This window comes from Okeania hirsuta (genome assembly GCF_003838195.1).
GTDB classification, from domain to species: Bacteria; Cyanobacteriota; Cyanobacteriia; order Cyanobacteriales; family Microcoleaceae; genus Okeania; species Okeania hirsuta.
This window is the reverse complement of sequence record NZ_RCBY01000038.1, coordinates 18,071-44,990: the sequence shown is the minus strand read 5'-3', so window position 1 is coordinate 44,990 and position 26,920 is coordinate 18,071. Positions and strand designations below refer to the sequence as shown.

The 26,920-nt window shown below is 36.8% G+C and carries 24 protein-coding genes and 1 pseudogene; 13 read left to right on the top strand and 12 right to left on the bottom strand.

Annotation, left to right across the window (positions count from 1 at the left end):
• Positions 1–21: 21 nt before the first annotated feature.
• The 3 genes from D5R40_RS09290 to D5R40_RS09280 all read right to left on the bottom strand — a co-directional run bounded on the left by D5R40_RS09290 (position 22) and on the right by D5R40_RS09280 (position 2,922).
• On the bottom strand, positions 22–873 hold the full coding sequence (locus tag D5R40_RS09290) for an FAD-dependent oxidoreductase (protein ID WP_124144361.1): 852 nt from the start codon (positions 871–873) through the stop codon (positions 22–24).
• A 301-nt stretch (positions 874–1,174) separates the two neighbouring features.
• Positions 1,175–1,777, bottom strand: a complete 603-nt coding sequence (locus tag D5R40_RS09285; RefSeq protein ID WP_240041568.1) for a DUF3226 domain-containing protein — start codon at positions 1,775–1,777, stop codon at positions 1,175–1,177.
• Positions 1,771–2,922 carry an AAA family ATPase gene (locus tag D5R40_RS09280; RefSeq protein WP_124154543.1) on the bottom strand — a complete coding sequence of 384 codons (1,152 nt, stop codon included), beginning with the start codon at positions 2,920–2,922 and terminating at the stop codon, positions 1,771–1,773. Before D5R40_RS09280 ends, D5R40_RS09285 begins: the two co-directional genes overlap by 7 nt.
• Before the next feature lie 275 nt (positions 2,923–3,197).
• On the opposite strand from D5R40_RS09280, the gene D5R40_RS09275 reads away from it, so the two are divergent.
• Positions 3,198–3,707, top strand: coding sequence for a hypothetical protein (locus tag D5R40_RS09275; RefSeq protein WP_192901273.1), 510 nt, complete (start codon positions 3,198–3,200; stop codon positions 3,705–3,707).
• 187 nt (positions 3,708–3,894) lie between these two features.
• Here the strand turns inward: D5R40_RS09275 and aspS are convergent, their stop codons facing one another.
• Positions 3,895–5,682, bottom strand: a complete 1,788-nt coding sequence (gene aspS, locus D5R40_RS09270) for an aspartate--tRNA ligase (protein WP_124154542.1) — start codon at positions 5,680–5,682, stop codon at positions 3,895–3,897.
• 66 nt (positions 5,683–5,748) lie between these two features.
• Here aspS and D5R40_RS09265 point away from each other — a divergent pair.
• From D5R40_RS09265 to D5R40_RS09260, 3 genes and pseudogenes are all read left to right on the top strand, one after another.
• Positions 5,749–7,079 (top strand): annotated as a pseudogene (locus D5R40_RS09265) (RNA-guided endonuclease InsQ/TnpB family protein).
• 21 nt (positions 7,080–7,100) lie between these two features.
• Positions 7,101–7,277, top strand: coding sequence for a hypothetical protein (locus tag D5R40_RS34910; RefSeq protein WP_161564449.1), 177 nt, complete (start codon positions 7,101–7,103; stop codon positions 7,275–7,277).
• A 15-nt stretch (positions 7,278–7,292) separates the two neighbouring features.
• Positions 7,293–7,490: a hypothetical protein gene (locus tag D5R40_RS09260; protein ID WP_124144364.1), complete on the top strand. Its 198-nt coding sequence runs from the start codon at positions 7,293–7,295 to the stop codon at positions 7,488–7,490.
• A gap of 730 nt (positions 7,491–8,220) precedes the next feature.
• Here D5R40_RS09260 and D5R40_RS09255 read toward each other — a convergent pair.
• Complete coding sequence (locus D5R40_RS09255; RefSeq protein WP_124144365.1) at positions 8,221–8,487, bottom strand: hypothetical protein; 267 nt, start codon at positions 8,485–8,487, stop codon at positions 8,221–8,223.
• A gap of 573 nt (positions 8,488–9,060) precedes the next feature.
• On the opposite strand from D5R40_RS09255, the gene D5R40_RS09250 reads away from it, so the two are divergent.
• Complete coding sequence (locus D5R40_RS09250; RefSeq protein ID WP_124144366.1) at positions 9,061–9,492, top strand: NUDIX domain-containing protein; 432 nt, start codon at positions 9,061–9,063, stop codon at positions 9,490–9,492.
• A gap of 61 nt (positions 9,493–9,553) precedes the next feature.
• Here D5R40_RS09250 and D5R40_RS09245 read toward each other — a convergent pair whose 3' ends face one another.
• The 4 genes from D5R40_RS09245 to D5R40_RS39340 all read right to left on the bottom strand — a co-directional run bounded on the left by D5R40_RS09245 (position 9,554) and on the right by D5R40_RS39340 (position 15,049).
• Complete coding sequence (locus D5R40_RS09245; protein ID WP_161564450.1) at positions 9,554–9,868, bottom strand: zinc ribbon domain-containing protein; 315 nt, start codon at positions 9,866–9,868, stop codon at positions 9,554–9,556.
• Positions 9,869–10,370: 502 nt separating this feature from the next.
• The gene (locus D5R40_RS09240; protein WP_124144368.1) at positions 10,371–11,159 is read right to left on the bottom strand and encodes an NYN domain-containing protein; all 789 of its coding nucleotides are present in this window, start codon (positions 11,157–11,159) and stop codon (positions 10,371–10,373) included.
• A gap of 640 nt (positions 11,160–11,799) precedes the next feature.
• Positions 11,800–13,008 carry an McrC family protein gene (locus D5R40_RS09235; RefSeq protein WP_124144369.1) on the bottom strand — a complete coding sequence of 403 codons (1,209 nt, stop codon included), beginning with the start codon at positions 13,006–13,008 and terminating at the stop codon, positions 11,800–11,802.
• A gap of 430 nt (positions 13,009–13,438) precedes the next feature.
• Positions 13,439–15,049, bottom strand: a complete 1,611-nt coding sequence (locus D5R40_RS39340; RefSeq protein ID WP_240038883.1) for an AAA family ATPase — start codon at positions 15,047–15,049, stop codon at positions 13,439–13,441.
• Between the two features lie 199 nt (positions 15,050–15,248).
• Between D5R40_RS39340 and D5R40_RS41920 the strand changes: the two genes are divergently transcribed.
• The 4 genes from D5R40_RS41920 to D5R40_RS09215 all read left to right on the top strand — a co-directional run bounded on the left by D5R40_RS41920 (position 15,249) and on the right by D5R40_RS09215 (position 16,417).
• Positions 15,249–15,551, top strand: a complete 303-nt coding sequence (locus D5R40_RS41920) for a type II toxin-antitoxin system VapC family toxin (protein ID WP_338043155.1) — start codon at positions 15,249–15,251, stop codon at positions 15,549–15,551.
• Between the two features lie 10 nt (positions 15,552–15,561).
• Positions 15,562–15,741: a PIN domain-containing protein gene (locus D5R40_RS41915; RefSeq protein WP_338043156.1), complete on the top strand. Its 180-nt coding sequence runs from the start codon at positions 15,562–15,564 to the stop codon at positions 15,739–15,741.
• Entirely contained in the window at positions 15,728–15,925 is a 198-nt protein-coding gene (locus D5R40_RS09220; RefSeq protein WP_240038884.1) for a hypothetical protein, read from the top strand. Before D5R40_RS41915 ends, D5R40_RS09220 begins: the two co-directional genes overlap by 14 nt.
• A 102-nt stretch (positions 15,926–16,027) precedes the next feature.
• Positions 16,028–16,417 (top strand): DNA adenine methylase, encoded by a 390-nt coding sequence (locus D5R40_RS09215; RefSeq protein WP_205127626.1) that lies wholly within the window; start codon positions 16,028–16,030, stop codon positions 16,415–16,417.
• 1 nt (position 16,418) lies between these two features.
• Here the strand turns inward: D5R40_RS09215 and D5R40_RS09210 are convergent, their stop codons facing one another.
• Complete coding sequence (locus tag D5R40_RS09210; protein ID WP_192901272.1) at positions 16,419–17,798, bottom strand: RNA-guided endonuclease InsQ/TnpB family protein; 1,380 nt, start codon at positions 17,796–17,798, stop codon at positions 16,419–16,421.
• A 74-nt stretch (positions 17,799–17,872) separates the two neighbouring features.
• On the opposite strand from D5R40_RS09210, the gene tnpA reads away from it, so the two are divergent.
• A complete protein-coding gene (gene tnpA, locus D5R40_RS09205; protein ID WP_192901108.1) occupies positions 17,873–18,295 on the top strand; it encodes an IS200/IS605 family transposase in 423 nt (140 codons plus the stop codon).
• Positions 18,296–18,305: 10 nt separating this feature from the next.
• Here tnpA and D5R40_RS09200 read toward each other — a convergent pair whose 3' ends face one another.
• Positions 18,306–19,271, bottom strand: a complete 966-nt coding sequence (locus D5R40_RS09200; protein ID WP_124154541.1) for a DegT/DnrJ/EryC1/StrS family aminotransferase — start codon at positions 19,269–19,271, stop codon at positions 18,306–18,308.
• Between the two features lie 257 nt (positions 19,272–19,528).
• Here D5R40_RS09200 and ileS point away from each other — a divergent pair, with 257 nt between their 5' ends.
• The gene (gene ileS / locus D5R40_RS09195) at positions 19,529–22,990 is read left to right on the top strand and encodes an isoleucine--tRNA ligase (RefSeq protein ID WP_124154540.1); all 3,462 of its coding nucleotides are present in this window, start codon (positions 19,529–19,531) and stop codon (positions 22,988–22,990) included.
• Between the two features lie 903 nt (positions 22,991–23,893).
• On the opposite strand, the gene D5R40_RS34905 is transcribed toward ileS, so the two are convergent.
• A complete protein-coding gene (locus D5R40_RS34905; RefSeq protein WP_161564960.1) occupies positions 23,894–24,058 on the bottom strand; it encodes a hypothetical protein in 165 nt (54 codons plus the stop codon).
• 575 nt (positions 24,059–24,633) lie between these two features.
• Between D5R40_RS34905 and D5R40_RS09190 the strand changes: the two genes are divergently transcribed.
• On the top strand, positions 24,634–26,370 hold the full coding sequence (locus D5R40_RS09190) for a cupredoxin domain-containing protein (RefSeq protein WP_124154539.1): 1,737 nt from the start codon (positions 24,634–24,636) through the stop codon (positions 26,368–26,370).
• Positions 26,336–26,833: a multicopper oxidase domain-containing protein gene (locus tag D5R40_RS09185; RefSeq protein ID WP_124154538.1), complete on the top strand. Its 498-nt coding sequence runs from the start codon at positions 26,336–26,338 to the stop codon at positions 26,831–26,833. The genes D5R40_RS09190 and D5R40_RS09185 overlap by 35 nt, the downstream gene beginning before the upstream one ends.
• The last annotated feature ends 87 nt before the right edge of the window (positions 26,834–26,920 follow it).

Here is a 26,920-nt window from a genome sequence, read left to right as displayed (position 1 = left end):
CATTTGAAATTTTATTTTTGGTCATTTGTCAAAAAAATTAGATGCGTTTTCCCTGCCTTCTAATATCCGTTCCGGATCTGTCTGTGCTATCAGTTCTCTTACTGGTTCCATCCAATTAGCAAATTCTCTAAGGACGCGAGACTTGACTTCAGCAAAAGTAGAAGAAAGTGTAGAGTCTGGCAATAACTTCCGCGCTAACCAACTCATATTTCCTTCTCCCACATTAAGCAGATAAACTATACTTTGTTCTCCTTTCATCAAGATGACTTCATTTAGTGGTAGTAACTCATCTTGATAATTGAGAACAGCTCGCCAAGACATACTACCCACATATCGAGGTTGACCGTCACCAATCAATGTTTGTCTTACTCTAGAATTTACCCCATCAGCTCCAATGAGCAAGTCTGCTTGGGCAGTTTTTCCGTTATCAAAATGAGTAATAACAGTGTTTTCATTTTGTTCAAAGCTAATGCAACGATGATTCAGATGAATGACTTCTGGTGGTAGATATGATGCTAAAATCTGTTGCAAACGCCACCACCAAATAATTAACAGTGGTTGCCCATATTTTTCCATCATGGTACTTTCGCTAGTCCTAATTGTTTCTCCAGTGCTTGTTTTCACAGTCACTCTTTTAACTTGACAACCTGAACGTTTTAGTATATCTACTATACCTGGTTGAATCACATCTAGACATCTCAAACCATTGGCCTGTAAACCTAAACCTGCCCCTACTGGACGTAATTCCTTGGCTCGCTCGTACACATGGGCATCAATACCTTTTTTTCTCAGAGCGATCGCTGTTGCTAGACCACCAGGCCCCGCTCCAATGATGGCTACTTTGTTTACAACAGGTTGGGAAGTTTCTCTCATTTTGCTTGTTTCCTTTTTCTTAGTATTTTTTATGATCATACTACTGTTTCTTTCCAAGGTTTAAGAGGTGACTCTGAATTTGGGAGCGTAATCATACAGCTAATTTTAAAAGTTTTCAAAACCTAATATTTTGGTTAGCAGTATTAGTTATTTCTAAAAGTTCTATTAAAAATGTTTTTAGTTTTTTTAATGCTGCTACTTCAAGAAGTGTTTTATCGCTCACCCAATTATTATCTGCGATGCTAACTGTATTTGTTTTTCCTGGTTTTAAAACACTAACTACTGTGGCTACTAAAGCTTTTTATCGATCAAATGGCTTCCATTTAAGAGATTTTTGTTCTTGTTCAGAAAAGTCTGCTAGATATGATTTAGCTCTTTCCATATATTCTGGATAAGCTACTTTTCCACATTCACATAATAAGGTATCTAAAACTCCGTGAGAAATATTATCTGGTAATACATAAATACCTGTTCTGGGAATATTTATATCTACAAAACCAGGCTGATTAGGAAAATTAGGGAAGTATTTACATAAGTCACTATAATATTCTGCTACTACATCTTCAGGATTTTTTTTATCGGCATCTGCAACAATTCCAAATGCTGCTATATCATTTCTATATTGAGAATTATTAGATAAAATATCATCTAAATTTTTCACAAGATTACTACCCTCACCAACATAGATAGCTATTGATAAACTATCATTAAATAGAATAGAAGGCATATCTAATCGTTTATAAAAGTTTCCTTTTTTCGGATAAGTAGGAATAAATTTCTTCCAGAAAGAGTCTAAATTTGATACTGACCCGTCAAATTTTTTCAAACCTAAAAGCTTTAATAACTTTCCTACTATTGCTTGGTCTTGAGGCCCCTCTACGCCAAGAATTGCATATTTTACCATCTCACCTCCTGACCCAATTCTTCTCGCAATCTACCCAATCTTTCTTGGTCAAGTCTAACTGCTTGAGTTTGAGTATTTTGTTGTTCTAAGCGATATAAAACTAAATCATTTTCTGATTCACTGGCTGCCAAAATTGCATCAACAGTTTCTAGACTATGGGTAGTAGCAAATAATTGTACATTCATCTTTCTACACCACTTAACTAACCAAGAAAATGAAGGTAGTAAAGCTTCTGTATGAATCGCTGTTTCTAGCTCATCTATTAGTAAAATTCCATCTTTTAATTTTGCGATAGTTAAAGCCATAAATAACAACCGACGAACACCATCGCCAAAAGCACTTAGTGGAGCAATACCTAATGTTTTATGATTTATATAGAGCCGTGGAGTTTTACCAGTGGGAGATAGAATTTCTAAATCAATAATTTCTGAGTCCATGATAGAAATCAACTCTAGTACATCTTCCTTAAAACCTTGGAAAGTTGCACCTGTTAAAAGTTTTATTTGCAACTGTTCTATCCTATGAGAAAAAGGAGTAACTGTATCAACTAATAACCAGTAGCTTTTATATTCGTTAAGAGTAGTTAATGGTTGATTTTCCCATATTTTAAACTTTTTAGATATAGATATATCCTTATTTTCATCCTTAAGAAGCTCAATTATTTTCTCTGGTGGGGTAAATGTTAGCTTTAAATCTGCACCACATCTAATTTCATTATTATCAATATCTATCTCATCAATCAGACTTTCTTGATCGTATTCTTCATTAATATTTTCTGTGGTATCCCAGATTCCTTCAAATTCTTCATAAGTTGCTTTTGACTCTACTACACCAAAATTACCACTGCCAGAAACAAAAGTTTCTCCTTGATAAAAATCATCTGGATTATTGTCACTATTTTGAGGAAATAACCACTTAAGAGATTCTAATTTTGATTTACGGGAAAATTTAATTTCCCGTCGCCAAGCAGTATTTATCCATTCCAAAGGATCTAAAGGATTGCAGTAGGTATAAATCGCTTCTAAAACACTTGTTTTACCTGAATTATTAACACCAACTAATAAATTTATTTGACCTAAATCTTCCAATGTCAAATCTCGCAAACCACGGAAACGATGAATAGTTAAATTATCAATATTTCTCATAAATCTAAAAATATTTATCCGATCATTTCAACAATCAGAAACCAAGTAAGTGGGCCAACCTTAACCTAGTTCAATCCCTATCTACCATTACTATGCAGAAGTCCCATATTTTTTTCTCAACAGTAACAAATATAACATTATTATTTACTGAACTAAATAATATATAGATAGATATAATTCAATAGTAACAAATATAACATTATTATTTACTGAACTAAATAATATATAGATAGATATAATTCAATTATAATAAAAACTATAGTGCTAGAGTAAAAATGACTATTATCACAACTAGAGAAGCAGCTTTTTTATTAGGCATCTGTTGTCAACGAGTGAGAGTCTTGCTTTCTCAAAACAGAATTAAAGGTGCTTATAAGCATAACGGATTTTGGCAAATACCTCTTTATGGGAAAATGCCTGTGGTCATACCAGGAAGGAGAGGTCCGAAAGGTGTTTGGTGTCATCACAAACGAAAGAAGCCAACCATAGTTCATGTTAATCAACATAGAATTAGAAAAAATGGAGATAGAATTAGACACGATCCTCTAATGACTCCCGACCAATTAATACCAGTAGTCTGCTTGAAGCAGACAAATCGTAACGATTTTGGTTATCAGATGATTCTTGAAGGTCCGTGTCGTATAGTTTATCGGCCTTATGAACCCTTGGATTGTGGAGCGCATTTGTGGATTGAGACATACGAGCCTGTACAGTTTGTGGATACCCAGTTTAAACCTTTTGCAGCTAGACGAAGTTATAAAAATGTCAAACGTCAATATGGTTAAGTAATTTAGTTGCAGTTGTTAGACTTCCTTTTTCAGCAGAACTTGAAATTGTTGACTTAAGGTTATAGCAGTAGTCAAACAAGGTGATAATTTACACAAAAGCTGAAACGGCAGAATGCTCAGAAGCAAAATTCTGCCTTTCTGTTTTTCATGCTACGCAAACAGCTCTCGCTGCCTTTTGCTATAACTAAGACTTCGGTTTAGAAATCGAACTAACGTGTAATTCTTTCAATTGCTTTTTATCAACCTCAGACGGTGCATTTGTCAACAAACATTTAGCCTGCTGAGTCTTCGGAAATGCAATTACATCTCGAATTGACTCTTCACCAGCTAACAACATCACCAACCGATCTAAACCATAAGCAATACCACCATGAGGAGGAGTGCCATATTCAAAAGCTTCTAACAAAAAACCGAACTTACTATCAGCTTCCTCATCAGATAAACCAATAGCCTCAAACACTTTTTCCTGTACATCTCGTTGATATATCCGCAGACTACCACCGCCGATTTCATAACCATTAAAAACCAAATCGTAAGCCTGCGCTCGTGCTGTTTTCAAGTCATTAATATCGTCTGGGTGAGGTGCAGTAAATGGGTGATGTAAAGCTTCCAAACGTTTTTCATCCTGATTCCATTCAAACATAGGAAAATCTGTTACCCACAATAAACTAATTTTATTGCGGTCAATTAATCCCAACTCTTCACCCACCACTAACCGCAAACGATCTAAAGTTTTATTCACAGTACTTGCATCATCAGCAGCGAATAATAGCAAATGACCTGGTTTTGCACCCGTGCGTTCTAACAATTCCTGTTTTTGTTCGTCGGTGAGGTTATCTTTAATAGCTCCAATAGTATCTATTTTGCCTTTCTCTTTAACACGAATATAAGCCAAACCTTTGGCTCCTGCTTCACTCGCCTCTTTAAACAAATCGCCACCCGGTTTAATTCTTACATTGGAGATAGCATCGTTACCTCCAGGAATAGGCAACACTTTCACTATCCCACCAGCAGCAACTGCTCCAGAAAATACTTTGAAACCAGAATCTTTCACTAAGTCAGAGACATTTACCAATTCTAAGCCAAACCGAATATCTGGTTTATCGCTGCCGTAACGATCCATTGCTTCTGCATAAGTCAAGCGAGGAAATGGTAGAGGCAAATCTATGCCTTTGACTTTCTCAAAAATATATCCCACCAACTTCTCATTTAATTGGATAATTTCCTCCTGAGACATGAAACTCATTTCCATATCTAACTGAGTAAATTCTGGCTGTCTATCCGCTCGCAAATCTTCATCCCGGAAACAACGAGCGATTTGATAATAACGGTCAAAACCGGAAACCATTAACATTTGTTTGAATAATTGGGGAGACTGAGGTAGAGCAAACCATTCCCCTGCATGAACGCGACTAGGAACAAGATAATCCCGCGCTCCCTCTGGAGTAGAGCGAGTGAGAATGGGTGTTTCGACTTCAATAAAATTTTGTTCGTCTTCCAGGAAACGGCGGATAGCTTTGACAACTTCATGGCGTAGTTGCAGGTTTTTAGTCATGCGCTCCCTTCTCAAATCTAAGTAGCGATATTTGAGTCGCAACTCTTCCCGGACAGATTCTGTTTCGGCAGTGGAAACTTGAAATGGTAATTGTTTCCCTAAACTATTCAACAGTTTAATGTCATCGGCATAAATTTCAACTTCGCCAGTAGGAAGTTTAGGGTTGAGAGACTCTTCCGGGCGACGACTGACTCTACCTGTAATTTGCACAACATATTCATTGCGAATATCCCCAGCTATTTGATATGAGTCAGGAGTCCGCTCTGGGTCACTCACAATTTGGACAATCCCTGTGCGATCGCGCAAATCTAAAAAAATTACGCCCCCATGATCCCGACGACGGTCTACCCATCCACAGAGGTTTACAGTTTCTTCAATATTATTACTATTTAGTTGGCCGCAATAATAGGTTCGCATAATTATCTAAATTACAAATTTAGCTAAAAAATAAATTTTATCATTATATTACTGGGATGCCCGTAAATCACTAATAATTTTAGGTTAAATTCGGATTTAACAAAAGTCGAAAAAGCATACCAATTCAGGTTCTATCCAAACCCAGAGCCGGAAAATCTGCATAGGAGAACTTTGGGGTGCGTTCGACTAATCTACAACAAAGCTTTAGCGGTGAGAACTCAGGCGTGGTATGAACAACAAAGCCGCGAATAGGATATAAGGAAACTTCGGCCATGCTGACCAACTGGAAAAAGCAGGATGACTTAGGATTCCTCAGCGAAGTAAGTTGTGTGCCACTCCAACAAAGTCTCAGGCATTTACAAACAGCTTTTACGAACTTTTTTAGTGGACGGGCTAAAACCCTAACTTTAAGAAAAAGCGCAATGGTGGTAATTCTGAGTTCACAAAGTCCGCATTTAAGTGGAAAGATGGTCAAGTATATTTAGCTAAGTGTGCTGAACCATTGCCTATTAGATGGATGTAGACAACTACCACCAGGTTGTGTACCAAGCACAATTACCGTAAAACTTGACCCATCTGGTAGGTGGTCTGTATCTTTGAGAGTTAATGATACTAGAGATTTGAGCCTCAAGCCACTTAAAAAACAGATAGGCATTGACTTAGGAATTACCAGTCTATTAACGACCAGTGATGGAGAAAAATTTGCTAACCTAAAGAACCATTACAAGTTACACAAAAAATTAAGGTTAGCCCAAAAATCACTTTCTCGTAAAACAAAAGGCTCTAATAACTATCACAAAGCTAGAATAAAAGTAGCTAAGATACACGCAAAAATCAAAGATTCCAGGCTAGACTACACCCATAAACTGACAACCCAACTAATCAGAGAAAATCAAACTGTTGTAGTAGAGGATTTGGCAGTAAAAAACATGGTCAAAAAGGGGTGCGACCCCGCGAATACGCCAGCTCCCTTGCGGAACGCGCACCAAGAGACCATAAATTAGCCAGAGCTATTAGTGATTCTAACTGGGGAGAATTACTCAGGCAATTAGAGTATAAAGCTAAATGGTATGGACGGGAATTAATCAAAATTGACAGATATTTCCCTAGTTCGCGCGCGTTGCTCTAATTGTGGTGATGTAGTAGAGAAATTGCCTCTAAATATCAGGGAGTGGGATTGTCAGTCCTGTGGTACTCACCATGACCGCGATATTAACGCAAGTATAAATAGGGTTTGCTGATGGGAACCCGCGTCGGTGTCAGACGCAAGGGAACGCCCACACTCGAAGGCTGCGGGACTCGCAGTTTTAGTCTGTGGAGCGACTGTAAGACCCAAAGGGAGTAAACCCCGGAAGGCAGGTGCATTGAAGCAGAAAGCCCCTAAAGCGCGATCTTAGGAATCCCGCGCTGTCACGCAAGTGCAGCGTCGGGAGGATGTCAATCAGGATGTCTACAAAAAAATCAGTGCTGTGGGGGAAGAATTACCAATTATCAAACGGGATGGTAGGGTAGTTGCTCAAGGATGGAAGGACCCACAATTTGCTGTAGTTCGTAATGAAGAGAAAGAAATTGGCGTTCGCGGAGCGTGGCGTTAGCCATATCGCTACTTATTGCCCTATGAAACTCCCAGTCCTCAAGAATCAAAAATTCCTATAGAATTACTGAAAGCTCACGATGTAATAGCAGATGAGTTTTCAGGAGTTATTGATACTATGATTCTCCAATATGAAAATGATATCAATATTGCCATGTTCCACTCTGATGAGGTGAATAGACTTGTCACTTTAATAAATTTTCTAATTCTTTAAGAAATTTAAATAGTCGATTTCCTATCTATTCTTTTACTGAATACCAAACTAATTTAGGCGTTGGTAAATCACAGGATGAAATTTGTAGGGACAATTCCCCTGTGGTTGTCAATCATTAACCTGGGTAGGAACGAGGGCGCTACCCCAAAATATAAATCATCCTGTCAATTACCAATGCCCGATTTCCTATCTATTCTTTTACTGAATACCAAACTAATTTAATTACAGCGCTTTTCAGATTGATAAACCACATCGTCATAACCAAAACCTTGTAAGGGCGTTAGCGTAGCTTTGCGGAGCGCAAATGCCATTCGCCCCTACTGTGGTCTACTGAAATGAAAACCGCTGTAAAAGTTGATTTATAAAGATAATCTAAAGAAAGTCTTGTCCAAGTATAACAGTATGCACTAAAGTTAGGACAGCTCTAAAACTTCAAAATCTTATAGGTAATAGTTTTTACCGAAGAATTAATAATTAAATAATTCACGCCTTGAAGCCTCCCCTTTCAAGGGGTAAAAAATAAATTTTTTCCTTGCATGACTTAGGAAATACTTATAGCTATAACATTCAGTGAAGCAATGATTTATGTCACTTTGATTCACCTAAGGTCAGGGGATGAGCTAATTTAAGATTTACTTTATAAACCAGCTCTTAGCTTCAAAGAAAGGTTGGGAAAATTATTATGGCTAGTCAAAAAAGCAGGAAATTTGGTCAAGAAAAATCTCAAAAATCAGAGAGGAACGATAAATCCAGAAATAAATCGAATCAGTAAATCATGAAAAGATTCAGGCTCTGACTTGTGCCAATATTCATCAACTAAATTTTTTTCACTTTTTATAGCTTTTATTTTTACTTTTTTGTTTAAATGTTTCTTCGGTTTGATCTGCTGAGTTTTTTTTTGCTCAGTATGGATGAGAATATACTTTTGCTCAGTATAGATAAGAGTAGACATAGAAATACCTCCTTGACTTAAAAAAAAGTCTTTCTCTTTTGTCATTAGGAGAAGAGAAATTTATTTCTATGTACCTAGCACTATTTATTTTGTTGTTTTTTGTTAATGGCTTGAGTGCAAGGTATTAATTCCTCTTCTCTATACTTATCTACTATACCATTTGAATAAATATTTGCTACAAATGCCTGCTCCATTTTCCCTATAAATCACAGCTTTGTAACATTTTTTCATCTAAATATCAAATTTCATGCATTTTTGCTACATTTTTTTAAGAGCAGGGAGTAGGGAGTAGGAGCAATATATAAATAATTGCTAAAAACATTAACAGGACTTATGCAAAAGACGAAATTATACACCATTTTTAGGTGTGAACGGCCGTTAACTATATGTGATAGTTATGGGTAAGTCCCGATTAATTAACCATTATTACTTAATAACTGAAGTTTTCAATAAATATAACATTATTTTTAAGAATTGTTCTAATACTAATTAGACCATAAAAATCAAGTATATCACTAAGTTTTTAACATTATTAAGTGTCTAATTTAAACATAAAGTTCCTTGGCAATTGGTATTTAGGCAGATAAAATTCAAAATGATTGTTTCTCAAAAATTAACATGGCATATCGCAACCCTACTCCGACCGTTGACATTATTATTGAATTAACTAATCGACCGGGGCGGCCTATTATACTGATCGAACGTCAAAACGAACCTTTTGGTTGGGCAGTTCCTGGTGGGTTTGTTGACTATGGAGAATCTGTCGAAACTGCAGCGCGACGAGAAGCAAAAGAAGAGACCAGTTTAGAAGTAGAATTAATCGAACAATTTTATGTTTATTCTGACCCCAGTCGCGACCCTCGTCAACACACTATGAGTGTTGTATTTATTGCCACTGCTACTGGAGAACCAAAAGCAGCCGATGATGCAAAAAATTTAGCTTTGTTTGAATCTTGGCAAATTCCCCAAGACCTCTGTTTTGACCACGACCGTATTCTCCGAGATTATTTACAGTATCGTCATTATGGTATTAGACCGAGAGTCAAGTGATATTATGAATGTTTACTTCCTGCTTCTTGCGGAACTGTCGGCAGCACTCCGTCCACAGGCATCAACGGTCAAGCCGACCGCATCTCTCGCTCTTTATACTTGGATTTAAGTCTCTGTCTATAGATATACCGCATTCAGAGCAATCAAAAGTTCTCAAGTTTAATGGCATATCCTGAATATGACTGCACCTACTGCAAGTCTTTGATGATGGAAAAAATCTATCTACTATTACTAGCTCACAATCATACCATTGACACTTATACTCAAGTTGTCGTCTAAACTCATAAAAACCTTGGTCTGCACCCACCCCTCTAGCTCCACTCCCGGGAGGGGATGGGGGTGGGTTATGGTTAGCTAAGATTCCAGATACATTCAAATTTTCGAGCGCAACACTGCCGTGGTTCTTGGCTAGGTAGGTTGTAAGTTTATGAAGTGCAACACATACGGATATTAGCTAAACGTTTATGTTGTTTGTTTCATCAGAGCGAAAGCTTCGACGTAAAATCGTTGGTTTATAACCATTATAGTCTGATTTTGCTTATTAAATTGTGTAAGTCCCACTATAGGATCAGCTTTCAAAAGTATTCGTATAATTAGTTTAATCCCACTTAATTTTTTTTCCATATTCCAGAGCGTAGTAAAGTTCTAATCTATCCTGATTATTCAAACTCATCTGAAAAGTAGAACCATCTTCTATCTTTCTAAAAAAGAGGATAAATTCACGATCTTTTTGAAATAATATCAAATCCGTTTAATTCGGTATAAAAAAATGTTCCATCTTCAACCATTACCAAATATTTCTCGATAATTCCCCTCCACCGGAGGGGTTAGGGGTGGGTCCCCACACTCCCCACCATAATAATCTAATTACACCGATGCTACCGGATTTGATATAACTTAACTTCGTAACCTTTAACTGTTCCCCGATCGAGCAATTCAGCATTTTGAGGTTCAGAAACTTTGACTATACCTCCAAATTTCTTACCAATTTTAATATCTGATAGTGCCGTAAATTTTTCTAGACCTCGACCTAAAAGTGGAGTTTTATATGTTTCGATTTTAGGCATTGGATACTTATTTTTCAGTTCTGTAGACGACCATTTATAGTAATCAAAAAATGATAATGGTATGTAAGAATCAGCCGCATATTTCAGCTCTGATGAAGTTGAACGAACTTCAGAAGATACATATACAATCATTCCCATATTAACTAAACTTTCAACAAGTGGTTTAAAATCCTTATCTCCAGATAGTAAAACTGCTTTTGTCATATTGTTGCGAATAGCGTGATTCATCATATCTACTGTGAGGAAAATACCAGCTTCTTTTTGAGATTTTTTTGTCAAATTACCTAGCTTAACGTGATATTCTTCTAAAGAACGAATTTGATTAAAATAATCTTTTTGTTGAGATACACGTTCTTCAAAATCTATTTTTTCCTCATACTTACCTTGAATCCGATCTATATAGTCATAATAGAAAACTTTTCGAGCATCAAAAAAATTTTTGATGGCATTAAAATCAATATTAATATTCTCGTCTTCGACTTCATTTCCAAACCATTTAGCAGTGGAGTCTATATAACTTTTTCTGAGGTAACTTCCATCTATAAATAAATAAGTTACTTTTGAATATTGTAGTTCGGTAGGATTATGAGTATTTGACATTTTTGACAATAAATCTATATTTTTTAGTTTAACTTTAGATTACCGAATCATTAATAATTAATAATTATTAATTAAATAATTCAGGTTAAAAGCCTCCCCTTTCAAGGGGAAAAAGCGGTCGTTTGCGGAGCATTCCGTTAGGATGGGATGGCGTTTGCTACCGCAAAGCTTTCCGTTCCGGAATGCTACCGCAAACGCTAACAGCGGAGCGGCTCTGATAAGAGCGGGTTTCCTCGCCATATCCAATCGACCAAGAGAAAAGTGCTAGGACATTTCCTTATATTCAATTCCGTAACGGTTTTAACCAGAGGTAATTATCAATTATCCATTATCCATTAATGAAATATATTGTAGCTATTTAATACCAATTCCCAAAACTAATGCTATACTTAGACGACACTTCAATTATTAAGTAATTAAAAAAGGCGGATGGAACCTTTTTGATAATTATTAGCCAGGAGCGTATTAATTATTCATATTTTTACTTCTCTGTAGGGACGTTGCATGCAACGTTCCTACCTCCGACCCTACTACCCTGCTCTGAAATAGATAAAGTTTTTGATAAAAAGTATCACATACCCTTTAGCTAAAAAATCTCTTACTTAAGATTAACTTAACAAAATACTATAAGTGTCAAGCATCAATCAACATCTTTGATTAATTCTTCTAAAAAAGATTGACCAGCTTTTTCCAAATTAGAGTCAAGAGCAAATGTCAAACTACGCAATCTTACTTTACTTTCACCAACTAATTGATTGATGGAATTAGTTAATTTTTGAGGATAAACTAAAATAGCTTCGTGACATTTTTTATAAGTTGCATAGGCTACCACTTGATGAATATCATCTGGCGATGGTCTGGCATCTAACTTATATTTAGTATCAAGAATATAAACAACCTTACGAGTTTTTACTTCATAAATAACTAAATCGATTCGACAATAAATTTCATCATCAATAATATCTACTTTTTCTTGCTCTTGAACTCTTAAATTTGAGGGTAGATTAATTTTTAACCATTCAGCTACAAATTTTTCATAGAGTTTAGCCATATCTATTAAAAAAGGTAACATTGAGTAATTACCCTGCTGATGACTAGCTCCAATATTATCTAAAAAAAATCGACATAAAGCGTGTAAAGTTTGATAATCTTCGTTTAAACGATGATATTTTATGTTTACACAATCACTAGATTTAAAAGGCTGTAAATTTACTAAATTTTGCAAAATATGAAAAGCTTTTGCCACTGTTGGAGCAACATTTTCAGAACAGAAACCACTATGACCAATCATAAATAAAGTCCAAGCCAAAATTTGATTATCGGGAATATTAGCAGTATATTCTTGATAATCGCATTTCAACCTAACATCCCAGGGTTTTTGCATAACTTGCTGCATATTTAACCGCCCCCGAATATAAGTTAAATTTTCTGTTTTTGGCAGATAAGTGCGATAAAAACCTTTTCGACCCCGGTCTAATATTTTTTGAACCAGAATATTAACTAAACAGTTGTAAAATTCCTGTAGAGACTCAAAGTTAACTAAACCATCTAAGAAACGAAAACTTTTGAGATTGTAGACATATTCCAACATTCCAAATAGGTTATGAAGTGGTACTTTTGGTTTGAGAATGATGTGAAAATCTGGAATTATAGGAATATAACCAACCCATCCTTGAGATGTAAATTGCCATTTGTTCTTGGTTTTAGGAGTCGGAAATTCAACTTTAATATTTTTGCCTTTTTTGTCGTATTCTTGCCATAATTTAGTGGCAAGATAGTGGTCAATTTCATCTGGTGGAAACTGGCGAGGTTGATATTCAGTAAGTTCGATAATTTGTGGGGATTTCATATTGGAAAAAAGCAACCATAACAAAGATTTTTTACAGGAAGAGATGTTTGGAGAAGTGTCTATCTAATTTAGGACTTATGCAAAGAAACCGGGTTTTTAGGATAAATCATTGTTTTTAACAATAAACATTTGCAAAAAAACCGGTTTCTGGGGTGGCCTGCGTAAGTCCTGTTATAGTAGAATTTGTATGAGAATTTAGCAAATATTGGTATGGGATTAATATAGTTAAAATTCACATCGTTAGCGGAGCTTTGCGTCAGCAATTTCTCTATACAATACTTGTAGATAATTATATCAGGACTTACGCCAATTCTTAGACAAGACTCTACTCGTAGGGGGCGTTAGCGCAGCTTTGCGGAGCGCAAATGCCATTCGCCCCTACAGATGGTGTATATTTTCTTATGTTGTGTAATTCCTGAATTATTAATTATTAATTGTTAATTGCTGAAGACATCCGATTTTGAATTTTATCCCACCGAAAATTATCGACTTTTCCTGGTTGAGCAAAGAAATATTCCTCTAAATATGGTTCAATTTCCATTTGCCAAATATCTTGTATTTCCTCTGCAATATTTTCTCGGAGAAAGAAAGAAACACCGACTTGATAATTAGGGTCGTTTATTTCTTTGTTAACTTCTTCTAAGACTTGAATTAACCCTTCCACTGAAAAATTTGTTTCTATTTCTTTGTGATATTGACGCAATATTTCATAGTTAGGAGAGAGGGTGATAAAAGCAAAGCGACGACGAAGTGCATGATCTACTAAAGCAATGGAGCGATCGGCAGTATTCATCGTGCCAATAATGCGAACATTTTCGGGAATGCTGAATAACTCTCCACTACTAGCAAGGGAAATTTTGGCGTCGCGGTATTCCAGGAGATACATAAGTTCCCCGAAAACTTGGGAAAGGTTAGCACGGTTAATTTCATCAATAATGAGTACACAAGTATCTTGACAGAGTGCTGCTTTTTGACAAAATTTCAGGAAGCGACCGGGAACAACAGGGTAGGTGAGTTTTCCATCTTCGCTCTGCGGTCGAATACCTTGAATAAAGTCTTCGTAGGTGTAAGCAGGATGAAATTGGATGAGTTCCCAGAAACCGTCACCTCCAGCAATTAAATGTTGAGCGAGTTTTTGAGCGAGGAAAGTTTTGCCGATACCAGGTGGACCTTGGAAAATGGCTTGTTTTTTGCGGTTGATAGCGCGTATCCATTGGGTAAGTTGTGTTTCTGGGAAGTTAGTTTCTTGGGAGCATTGAGATAGGGGATATCTTATACCAGTTACACTTAGGTAATCATATATTAGTGGCATTGGATCATCGTATTTTGCTAGTAAAACTAAAGGAAACAGTTTCTTAAGTATTGATACTATATCTTTGCTCAATTTAAAGAAAGAAAAATCTTTGTTACTGGTTTCTAATAGGCTAATTTCTGCTGTTACAACAATATCTTGTAGATGATATTCTTTGTTTTGAATATCTCTGCTCCATTCCTCCATTGTTAATTTACTACTTCTACAACGATCATAATCTAAGGTGCTATAAGCAAATTCTAAAGGATACTGTTCTGTAAGCACTTTTAAAATAGAGTTAATTTCTGGATGATTTTGATAAATATTGTTTTGAAAACGTATCCAATCTTGTCTGTAAGTGTCATGATTAGATGATATCCAATCTTGTCTGTAAGTCAGATGAGTATATGACATCCAAAACCCTATTTGTAAATACCAATGTCCTGCATAACCCACAAATAAGAAACCTGCTTGTGTGCTAAATAATAGTCCTCTACCGTTTATAGATAATGTAGTAGGAAAATTTGTGAAGTCAACAGATATGATATATTTAGTAATATATTCTGATAATTGTTTAAAAATAGGTTCCTGTAAACGTTGTAAAAACTCATCTGCAATTTCTGGTCTTAAGGTCTCTTCATATAACCAGGGATCGTCTGAGGGTTGATCGAAAAAAAATTTCCTTACTTCTGTCTCTGAAAGCTCTGATAGGAAGTTAGAAAACTTTGAATAAAAATCTTTATTAAACATATTACTATTTTGTCGGCTTTTCTATGCTTGACATATTTTAGTTAATTTATAAGGCATTGTAAACTAACTCTGGAAACAATTCACTAGCTTTAAAACAGAGTAATCTTAAATTGTTAACACAATAAATCAATCAAATTAGGTTAAAATTTAGTTATGAGGAAATTTAAACAAGATAAATTTGAACAATAATTAAATAGCCATGAGTCAAACTTTATATTTAGAAACAAGTGTTATTGGTTATTTAACCGCCAGACCAAGCCAAAATCTAATTGTTGCTGCTAATATGGCAGTAACCAGAGAATGGTGGGATACTCGCCGAAGCAATTTTGAAATATATGTCTCTCAAGTAGTCTTGGATGAGGCAGCTAGAGGCGACCCAGAAATGGCTCAAAATAGAATAGAGATAATTAAAGACTTTCCCTCACTCATTTCCAATGAAACTGTTACAGACTTGGCTCAACAGTTTCTCCAACAAACCAATCTTCCCCTTAAAGCTAGTTAGTGATGATACATTGCATATTGCTCTAGCAACTGTTTATGGTTTAGACTATCTTTTAACATGGAATTGTCGTCATATTGCCAACCCTAATATTCAGAAAAAATTATCTGAAATTAGCACTAACTTTGGCTATGAATTACCAATACTTTGTACACCTTATCAATTAAGAGGAAAAAACTATGATGTTACCTGATGAAATTTTAGAAGAAATTTACAAAATTCGAGAAGAACACGCCAAAGCTTTTAACTACGATCCGGAATTAATATTCGCTGACTGGTTAGAAAAACGAGAGCAATTTGAGAAAGAATGGAAAGGAAAAATCATTAAAACTCCTTTGAAAAAAAGAAAAGAAAGTGTTTCTGAAGAGCAGGTATGATTTTCAAATTTTCAGGACTTACACACCTATATCAAATATAAACCATTTGTAGGGGTTAACAGCCGTCAACCCCTACAATAGACTAACTTTTTAATAGATAAAATGAGTAAATTAATAGCTTTTGGATGGTATGGAGGAAAATTTAATCATCTTGATTGGTTACTACCACTATTGCCAGAAACGCAACATTACTGTGAACCTTTTGGTGGTTCCGCAGCAGTTTTATTGAATAGAAAACCCTCTGATGTAGAAACCTATAACGATTTAGATGGAGAAGTTGTTAACTTTTTTAGAATGTTACGGGACTCTCAAGAAGAACTAATTCAAGCGATCGCTCTTACCCCCTTTTCTAGAGAAGAATTTAAAATAGCGCTGACACCACCTACAGAACAAATTTCTGATTTAGAACGTGCCCGCCGTTTTTTTGTCCGAGCAAGACAAGTCAGAACGGGATTAGCTCAAACAGCGAGTTTAGGAAGGTGGGCACAATGAACTACCCCGCCGTGTAGACGGACGGGGTTTCTAAGTCCCCGTCAACAAAGTCCGCACTTTGAGATTTTGAGCGCTTCATTTGCCCCAGTTGCCTCATCGAGCCTGTATGTTTACGGGTCGAATCAGTAGAGCTTGAGCATCGACGATTAACGAGGCCAGTTCCTAACCCCGGTTGCCGATCTGCAGCAACATTCCACATCACCATGACCGAGCCTTGGTCTCTTGGCACCTCAAAACCACAATCATCACAAACATGGTAACGATTACTCAACTGTGCCCATTCTTTATGAACTGTTCCACAGCTAGGGCATCTCTGAGAAGGCTTGACTCTCCTGGTGTCAATGGTTATATGCAAACCACCTTTACCTAAAATTTTATACAACACCATCTGATTTAATGTTCCAAAGCCAACATCAAGCAGAGAACGGTTGAGACCTGCTTTTTGCTTTGAGCGTTTACCTGTCTTGGCTTTTCGGGTCATGCCTTTAACATTTAATTTTTCAGTAACTACGATGTCATAACAACTAGCAATATCTGTAGTTACTTTATGCTGCCAATCTTGTCTTACGGCTGATTGTTTGGCCTTGAGCTTAGAGATTTTTCTCTTCGCTTTTTTCCATCTACTTGATGCTTTTTGCTTACCTTTAATTGGTCCTTGCTTTCTTTTGAGTTGACGTGAAGCTTGCTGAATTTTTGGGGCAAACTCCCTGTCAAATCTAGGATTACTAATTTCGTCAAAACCATAGCCATCATAACAAGTCAAAGCTGTTTGAGTACCAAGGTCAAAAGCCACCATTGACTCATAATCTAAGGGAGATTTACTGCCAAACAACGGTAATGGTTCCGAGGTCTTGATACTAAATGAAACATACCACTCATCTTTATGAGGACGATAAACAATCGTACAAGTAGTAGGTTTTCCCCAATACTTAAACCTACCCCGCATCCTGAGTCTCATACCCAAGTCATTAAGTGTCACCCATCCACAGTTAACAGAATATTTTTGGCACTTTTCAATTTGCACCTTAAAACCTTGACGACCATCTGGGTAAGTCCAACCGGAGTAATTCCTAATTGACTTAAACTTTGGGCGTTTCCTGATTCCTTTAAAAAAAGCATTATAAGCTAAGTCAACACGCTTGACTGTTGCTTGCAATGAACTTAAATTAAGCTGTTGATAATCGGACCACTGCTGTCTAAAACCTGGTAATGCGTTTTGCTGAGTGAAATAGTCTACATTTGAGCGATTTTTTCTCCACTCAAAACGCCTATGAGCGACACCAGCGTTATACAAAAGCTGGTGTAGTTTTCTGACTAAAAATAGTTTTTCTTTCTGTACTTTTGTCGGATACAGTCGAAAAGTCAATCTTCTATTGGCCATAGAACTATCACCTCTAGATAAAGTTTGAGTCGATATAATTATCTTAACACCAAAAATAAAAATGAGTAGAAATTATGGAAAAAGAATTAAACCGTGGTTCTCATGTAGTCTATGACATTCACCTGCATATATGTTTCGTGACTCAATATAGAAAAAAAGTATTGACTACAAACATGATTAAAGATATGAGGGAAATCATAGAAAAAGTTTTAACTGCTAAACGCTGTTCCTTAGAAGAGTTTGAAGGTGAGCCAGACCATGTACACATATTGATTCAGCTACATCCAGACAATAATATTTCCCAGTTAATATCATCTCTAAAGTCTGCTACCAGCAGAATTATTAGACGAAAATATGCTCAAGAAATCAACCAATTTTACTGGGGAAAAGCTAAATTATGGCATGACTCAAAATGTATAGTTTCCTGTGGTGGCGCACCCTTGGAAATAGTCAAAGATTACATCAAAAATCAGTCGGGAGGTAGACAAACATCTTGATCGAAGCGGATCAACATTTATTTATGTAAGGGGGTGCTTTCCGCCCCACCCTGTGGAGGAGTGGGGAAACCAGCACCCCCTTACCAACCCCCTTATGGTTGTATTCGGAAATTTTAGTTTCAAGAGTTTTGATTTGTGGTCGGAGAACTGCGGCTGTTAAATTATTCATTCTCAAACTAAAATTAGGCACCAACGGCTTCATTTGTTCAAATAAATCATTATCAAAAGGCCGACTGAGATGCTTCTTATATAACTTCTCATAAGATCCAGCAGCTAAAATACAGTAAGCTGCTATTTTCTCATTGTTAGTAGCAATAAAGCCTCCTTCTCCAGAATTTAATAATTTATAACTTTGACTACTAAAACAAGCAATTTGTCCATATTGGCCAACTAATCTGTCTTTTTTCTGGTTGTTGTCATACCACTTTGATCCTAGACTATGAGCACAGTCTTCTATGAGGAAAACTCCCGCCTGACAGCATATCTCTTCGATCGCCTGGAGATCGGATATGTGTCCCCGCATATGAGACAAAATAAAAAATTTCGCATCTTGATGAGCTTGAATTTTTCCTTTGAGGTCATCTAAATCTACTTGATATAGCTCATTGCATTCTAAATAAATTGGTACTGCCCCTGCATGGACAATACTACTGGGAACTGCTGTAAACGTGAAGCCATTTGTCAAAACCTTTGCCCCTGGTTGTACTCCTGCTGCTTTCAGACTCAAGAATAAGGCACTTCCACATGAGTTCACAGCGATCGTATATTTGTGGCCTGTATATTTACTAAATTCTACTTCTAGCTGTGCCACCTCAGAAGCCAACTCTTCCTCTAAACTAGAATTATCAGTATTTTCGTTGAATTCTGTACCGAAATTATAACGATATAGTCTCCCAGTTTCCATTAGTTTGATCGCTTGTTCAATTCCATCTTGTGGAATTGGGTCTGGTGTTTTAGAGTCTTTAGTAAATTTCATCTTTCGGTTTTTTCTCCTTGACTTATTCTTTCAGCAACTTTATATTAGACATTTTGAAGAATTAATCTCAAACCTTTGCCGTTCCTGGGCAAAAACGTTAGTTCTTAGAAATGCCTATGATAAATTTCGTAGTTTATTCTAATACACGAATTACACTATATAGATAAAATTCAACAGAATCAATACCCTAGACAATGGATGATACAAAGAAATAAGTCTAAAATTCTGAATATACTAACAGAAAAATCCAAAATCTAATGGTTGAACCAAAATCCTATAAAGACACCGTAAACTTGCCCCAAACCAACTTTAATATGAGGGCAAACTCGGTCACTCGCGAACCAGAACTACAAAAGTTTTGGGCAGAAGAACAAATTTATGAACGCCTCTCGGAAAGTAACCCAGGGGAAACATTTACTTTGCACGATGGCCCGCCTTATGCTAATGGCAATCTACATATTGGCCATGCCATGAATAAAATTCTTAAAGATATTATTAACCGCTATCAAATTCTTCAAGGGCGAAAAGTGCGTTACGTTCCTGGTTGGGACTGCCATGGTTTACCCATTGAATTAAAAGTTATTCAAAATCTTAAATCGGCAGAAAGGGGAAAACTCACACCTATAGAATTACGTCAAAAAGCTAGAGACTTTGCTCTGGAAACTGTAGACAAACAACGGGAGTCGTTCAAACGTTATGGAGTTTGGGGAGACTGGGAAGATCCTTACATGACTCTGACTCCAGAATATGAAGCTGCTCAAATTGGGGTATTTGGCAAAATGGTTTTGAAAGGCTACATTTATCGTGGTCTTAAACCTGTACATTGGAGTCCGAGTTCTAAGACTGCTCTTGCAGAAGCTGAACTGGAATATCCTGAAGGTCACACATCTCAGAGTATCTATGCTGCTTTTAAAATTACGAAACTAGCAAAAGCAGTTCAAAAATCTCTCAAACCTTATCTGGAAAAACTTTGGGTTGCTATCTGGACGACAACTCCTTGGACTATTCCTGGTAATTTGGCAGTCAGTGTTAACCCAGACCTCGATTATGCTTTGGTTAAACCGGATGTTGACTATGCAATGGGAGAAGATAAATTATTTATAGTTGCAGCAGAAGCAGTGGAACGTTTGTCGGCAACTTTGGGTACAACTTTAACTCCTGTAGCGACAGTCAAAGGTCAAGACTTGGAAAACTGTACTTACCAACATCCACTGTTTGACCGGGAAAGTAAAGTTGTTATTGGTGGCGACTACGTTACTACTGACTCAGGTACGGGTTTAGTTCACACTGCTCCCGGTCACGGTCAGGAAGACTATATTGTAGGGCAACGTTATAGTTTGCCAATATTGTCCCCTGTGGATGGCAATGGTAAATTTACTGCTGAAGCGGGAGACTTCGAGGGGTTAAATGTATTAAAAGAGGGAAATGTTGCCATCATTGAAGCACTGCAAAATGCTAATTCTCTGCTGAAAGAGGAACCCTACGAACATAAATATCCCTATGACTGGCGAACTAAAAAACCAACTATTTTCCGAGCTACCGAACAATGGTTTGCTTCTGTAGAGGGTTTCCGCAATGAAGCACTTAAGGCGATCGCTGATGTTCAGTGGATACCTGCTCAAGGAGAAAACCGTATTACTCCTATGGTGAGCGATCGCTCTGACTGGTGTATTTCTAGACAAAGAAGTTGGGGAGTTCCTATTCCGGTATTTTATGAGGAAAAGACTGGGGAACCTTTGTTGACTGAGGAGACTATTGCTCATGTGCAAAAAATTGTTGCGGAAAAAGGTTCTGATGCTTGGTGGGAAATGTCGGTGGAGGAGCTTTTACCAGAAAAATATCGCCCAGATGCTGACAAGTACCAGAAAGGTACGGATACGATGGATGTGTGGTTTGACTCTGGTTCATCTTGGGCGGCAGTTGCTCAACAAAGGGATGGGTTAAAGTATCCAGTTGATATATATTTGGAGGGTTCCGACCAACATCGCGGTTGGTTTCAGTCAAGTTTGCTGACCAGTATTGCTACGAATGGTGTTGCACCATATAAAACTGTTTTGACTCATGGTTTTGTGTTGGATGAGAATGGTCGGAAGATGAGTAAGTCTCTGGGAAATGTGGTAGACCCGTCAATAGTTATCGAAGGTGGCAAAAATCAAAAACAAGAACCTCCTTATGGTGCAGATATTTTGCGTTTGTGGGTTTCCTCTGTTGACTATTCTTCGGATGTACCCCTGGGTAAAAATATTCTCAAGCAAATAGCGGATATTTACCGCAAAATTAGAAACACGGCGCGATTTTTGTTAGGGAATATCCATGATTTCGATCCGGCAAAAGATGCTGTTGCTTATGAGGAAATGCCAGAGTTAGACCGTTATATGTTGCACCGGATGACAGAGGTATTTGCTGAAGTCAAGGATGGTTTTGAGAAGTTTCAGTATTTCCGCTTTTTCCAAACAATTCAAAATTTCTGTGTGGTTGACTTATCTAATTTTTATTTAGATATTGCCAAAGACAGACTTTATATTAGTGCGACTGATGCTTACAGACGCCGTAGTTGTCAGACTGTTTTAGCTGTAGCTGTAGAAAATTTAGCCAAAGCGATCGCTCCAGTTTTGCCTCATATGGCAGAAGATATTTGGCAAAATATTCCTTATCCAACTCTTTACAAATCTGTATTTGAGTCTGGGTGGGTGAAAATGGAGGAAAAATGGCATAACCCAGAGTTGGCTAAGTTATGGGAAGAGTTACGCAAAACTCGTACTGAAGTTAACAAAGTTTTGGAAAAAGCACGGGCAGAAAAATCCATTGGTGCGCCTCTAGAAGCAAAGGTATTGTTGTATGTAAAAGATGCGGAATTACGGGAGCAAATACAAGCTTTTAATCCTATTGCTAAAGCAGAAAAAAGTAAGTCAGAATTTCTCGAAGCAAAAATCGAAATTGAACCAGAAAAAACAGAAAATACAACTCTTAATCATCCGCCAAAAACTACTGCTAATTTTGCTAAAAATCAGGAACTTTTATCAGATTTTTTCGCTTTTTTGAGTAAACTATTTAGTGGATATAAAAAAGTTTTAGGGGCAGTATTTTTTATCATTATATTACTGTTGTTAATCCGAGTAACATTAACAGTATTAACAACAATTCACCAACTACCTATAGTAAATTCCATCATGGAATTAGTTGGAATTATATACACAATTCGCTTTGTTACTGGCGACCTATTATTTGCTAAAAATCGGCAAAAACTGTCTGAAAAAATTAAATTGACGACAGAAGATATATTTGGCAAAGATGTTTTATTACCCAAACGGAAAACATCAACAGATAATACGGTTAAACAGTCAGCAACTTTAGTCTCACCAGAAGGAGCTTATTTTCCTCCCCAAAAAGTGGATTTGACCCCTGTACCACAAGTACAAGTAGTAGAAGCAGAAACTTTACCTCAACAACCTAATAATATTAAAGCCAAAATAGCTGGTAATGGAGTTGATGAATTACGTTATCTGTTTATTACTTCCCAAGTAGAATTATTAGAGTCTGCAGAAGCTTTAAGTAACCTTGAATATAAATCTATTTCAGACTCTTTAGGAATAGGAGTAGTCAAAGCAGATGGAGAGAAATGCGACCGCTGTTGGAATTATTCTACTCATGTCGGTGTTTCTTCAGAAGATCCCACTATTTGTGAACGTTGTGTTGCTGCTTTAGCAGGAGAGTTTTAACAAAAAGCAATCAGCTCTCAGCTATCAGCTATCAGCTAACTGAATTTTGCCCCCCTAGCCCCCCAAATTTGGGGGGAACAAGAGTGTCAGTCCAGTAGGGTGCGTTAGCGATAGCGTAACGCACCGAAACATCATATAAGGCGGATCGTTTTTGGCTCAAAATTCAAACATCCCTCAAGAAATTTGGGATGAATAAAACCTGTAATGGGTTGACAAATCTAACATGGTGCGTTAAGACGAATTGTTAAATAGTTTTCCTGGTCTTAATTTTAGCCGTCTAATACCAAATCCATAAATGTTTGCTACAAATAGATAGGATATTTATTAGGAGTCAGGAGTCAGGAGTCAGGAGTCAGAATGAATGGCTTAAATACCATTTTTAAGATTGGAAGTCATCTTTTTTGTCAAAGAGAATATTCTGAAAAGTCTTTTTATTCTTCTTACTATTCGTAACATTCTTTTTTCAAATTGGTATAACGCACCCTACTGGACTGAAAATGCAAAATTGCATCTTCAACATAATTTCTGATTAGGGACTAGCAAAAAAATAGACTACCAGCTAATTAATTGATAGAGTAGAGATTGCTTCGGCTGGCTTGACTATTTCCGATTGAGGTTGAGTCTAATATTATCGCCTCGCAATGACAGCCACGAAACTTTTTATATAGTAATAATCGGTACTTTATTAAGTTGCAAATCCCTTATCTTTGGGTCTACCAAACAAAAAAACAACCCTGATGCAATTTGCCATCAGAGCTAATAACATTTTTCGTTGCGTTTTTCAATTTTCCTTTGATATTCAGGAAGTTAATCATATTGAATGTTAATTTATCTGATTAATTTATCTGATTTATTAAAACTTAGGCGTTGGTAATTTGAGGTATGATAGTCTGGATAAGAGCGCTATAGAACTCCGTGACCTTTACACTTCCCGAAAAACTTTCTCCTTCTATTCCTTTTTCTTCTTCTTTCTTCCCTCCTGACTCCTGACTCCTGACTCCTGACTCCTAAGTAATTAAGATTAATATCATACACTAATTTACCAACGCCATTAAAACTTAAAACCAAGCTTGAATCTTTTATTAATGTCCTAAAGTTTTGTTACAAAGCCTTGTATTAAGTTCGACAGATTGTCATACTACCTCTTGTCAAAGTATTAAAACGATTCTCTAGGTTGAATTTATGAACCATTTATACCTGTTCCTACGCAGGGTACTGATTGTGTTCTTAGTGAGCACGTTTACTTTTGTTAGTACCTTTACCGGGGAAGCTTTTGCTGATGATGATGTTAATATAAAGTTCTTATTGATGAATGTTCAATAATAACTGAACAGATAGGAACTCAGCCTGAATTTGAAAATCCAAAGTTTGCATACACAAATAATAAGGATATCAATAGTGATGGTAAAAGAATTAGCAGACAGGGAGTTATTCTAGATGCAGTTCAAGACGAGCTATACCTGGATGTAGATAAAAGTAACAAGGACGGCTATGAATACGATGGCTACCTCTACAAGACTATTTTCTATGACCAGCCATCTGAAGATCAAGTAAAGATAGAGAACATACAAAAAACTATTGTTAGAGATACTGAGCAACCTGCACAAATTAATGTAGTAGAGTATAAAGATAATTCTAACAATATGGTTGGAACTTATACCCCACCAACTATAGTGACATCTTATGGTGAATTTAACTATGATGCTGTTCAATTTCCTGGCCCCAATGATGCTAAACTTAACTCCTTTGACCTAACTCTGAAAAATAATTTACCAGTCAAAGTCCAAGAAGAGGGTAGTATACCACAAACAAAAGAAAATTTAGAGAGTCAATCTCAATACACTAACATTCATTATCATGGTTTCAACGTATCACCTTTACTGAGTTCTGATGATGTTTTGGTGGATGTTCCTTCTAATGTGACACCCAATACGAATCCGCCGGACTTTCTCTCTCCAACTCCTATTCTTCCTGGTGGTTATTATCCCGGTGATAATACATACGAACCTAAATATGGTGGTCCAATAAATGAGTACAATATGAGAATCAAGATTCCATACGTCCACCAGTCAGGACTCTTTTGGTATCATTCCCATGCTCACTCACTTAGTCGGCAACAGGTTCGGGGTGGTTTGTCCGGTGGAATTATTATTAAGGGGATGGATGATTATTACAAGCTTCTAAATACAGAGAAAGGGCTTAAAGTTACAACGGGGAATCTAGAAAATATAGACACTGAACCTGAGCCTTTTTCTGTCAATCAAAAGGTGATGATGTTCAAAGATTTTAATGATATTTTAGGGACAAATAATGAAAAATGTTTAACTCTCAATGGTCAAGTCAACCCTAAAATAACAATTAAGCCTGGAGAGGTTCAATTCTGGCGCATTGCTAATTCAGGGTCGGATGTGTATATGAACATTGCTCTAGAACAAGGTAAAAAAGTATGGAAAGGTGATCATTATGAGTTAGGAACACCAGATAATCAAGTTCAATTTGCTAATCCCAATGGTGAACCAAATTTTATTATCTTGGCGCGTGATGGTGATGTTGTTGAAAAACCAGTCGCAACTGACTCAGTTCTATTGCCACCTGCTGCACGAGTAGAACTTCTTGTAGTAGGAGGTCCGTCAACAACAGTTACAGGGACAGGGATAGATCAAAATATATATTATCTTGTTTCCGACCTTGAGACCCACTTGACTGCAAAAGATAAACCGTTTTTTAACAACTTCTTTAAAATAACTCAGTTGTTAGCAACTGTTGAGGTAGGAAATGATACAGTTTGCTACGAAGCAGGTGGAAATAAGTTGGAGTTAGGTGATTTATGCCAGGGCGATGATGACGATGATAAGGATGGTGACGATAATGACAAGACCTTATACAGTTACCTCGAAAACCACTCAGAGTATCAAGACAAGATATTGCCGCCTTCTGAATTGATAATGCCTAATGAAGAAGATAATCTAGAACCTTGTCCAGATAAGTATCATCATTATGCTTATAGAATTGACCCAAACACAGGTAAAAAAATTGTGTATGATGAGGATGTTCCTTACAATGGGAAAGCAAATATTACAGAAAAGCAAAATAAAAGGTGCATAACTTACCCAACAGAGGGTGGCAATGACATTAAACCAATTTATACAGACCCACGCACCAGCAAACGTTACTTCTATTTCAGCCGAGGAGATGGAAAGTTTTTTCTAAAAGGACTTGAAAAAGCAGAAGACAACCCGGTTGATTTCAACAAAATCAAAGAATTATATGATGCAAACCGGATTGATAAAGTTTCCCGGATAGGAGATTTAGAAGAGTGGCACTTGGTCAATGCCACTCTTCTAAATCTCCTATCCGGGAAACTTTATCAACCCGGTTGATTTCAACAAAATCAAAGAATTATATGATGCAAACCGGATTGATAAAGTTTCCCGGATAGGAGATTTAGAAGAGTGGCACTTGGTCAATGCAGACAGTAATGCTCACGTTTTCCACATACACCAGCTTGATTTCGTTGTTACTGAGGTGACGGTCTCTGAAAACCTTAATAGTAAAAAGTATAATAATTATGACGTAGAAAATTGTACACACCTAACAGGGATTCTTCCTGATGGTACAGATGGATACAAATGTACTCTAGAATCCCAAGGATATCGAGATGTAATTAACTTACCTAAAAACAGCATAACTAAAATCCGTATTCCCTTCGTGAATCCCTTTATTACTGGTACATTTGTTTATCACTGCCACATACTAGCACATGAAGATAGAGGCATGATGAATAATATCCAAGTAGTAAATCCAGATGGGTTTGAGATATCAGGTGCTGCACCAACTAAGTAATATCAAACCCGGTAGTATCCGTATAAAAAAGCAGAGAAACCGGGTTTGTATCAAATGCCCTAATATAGAATCCGGTTGAATAGTTAT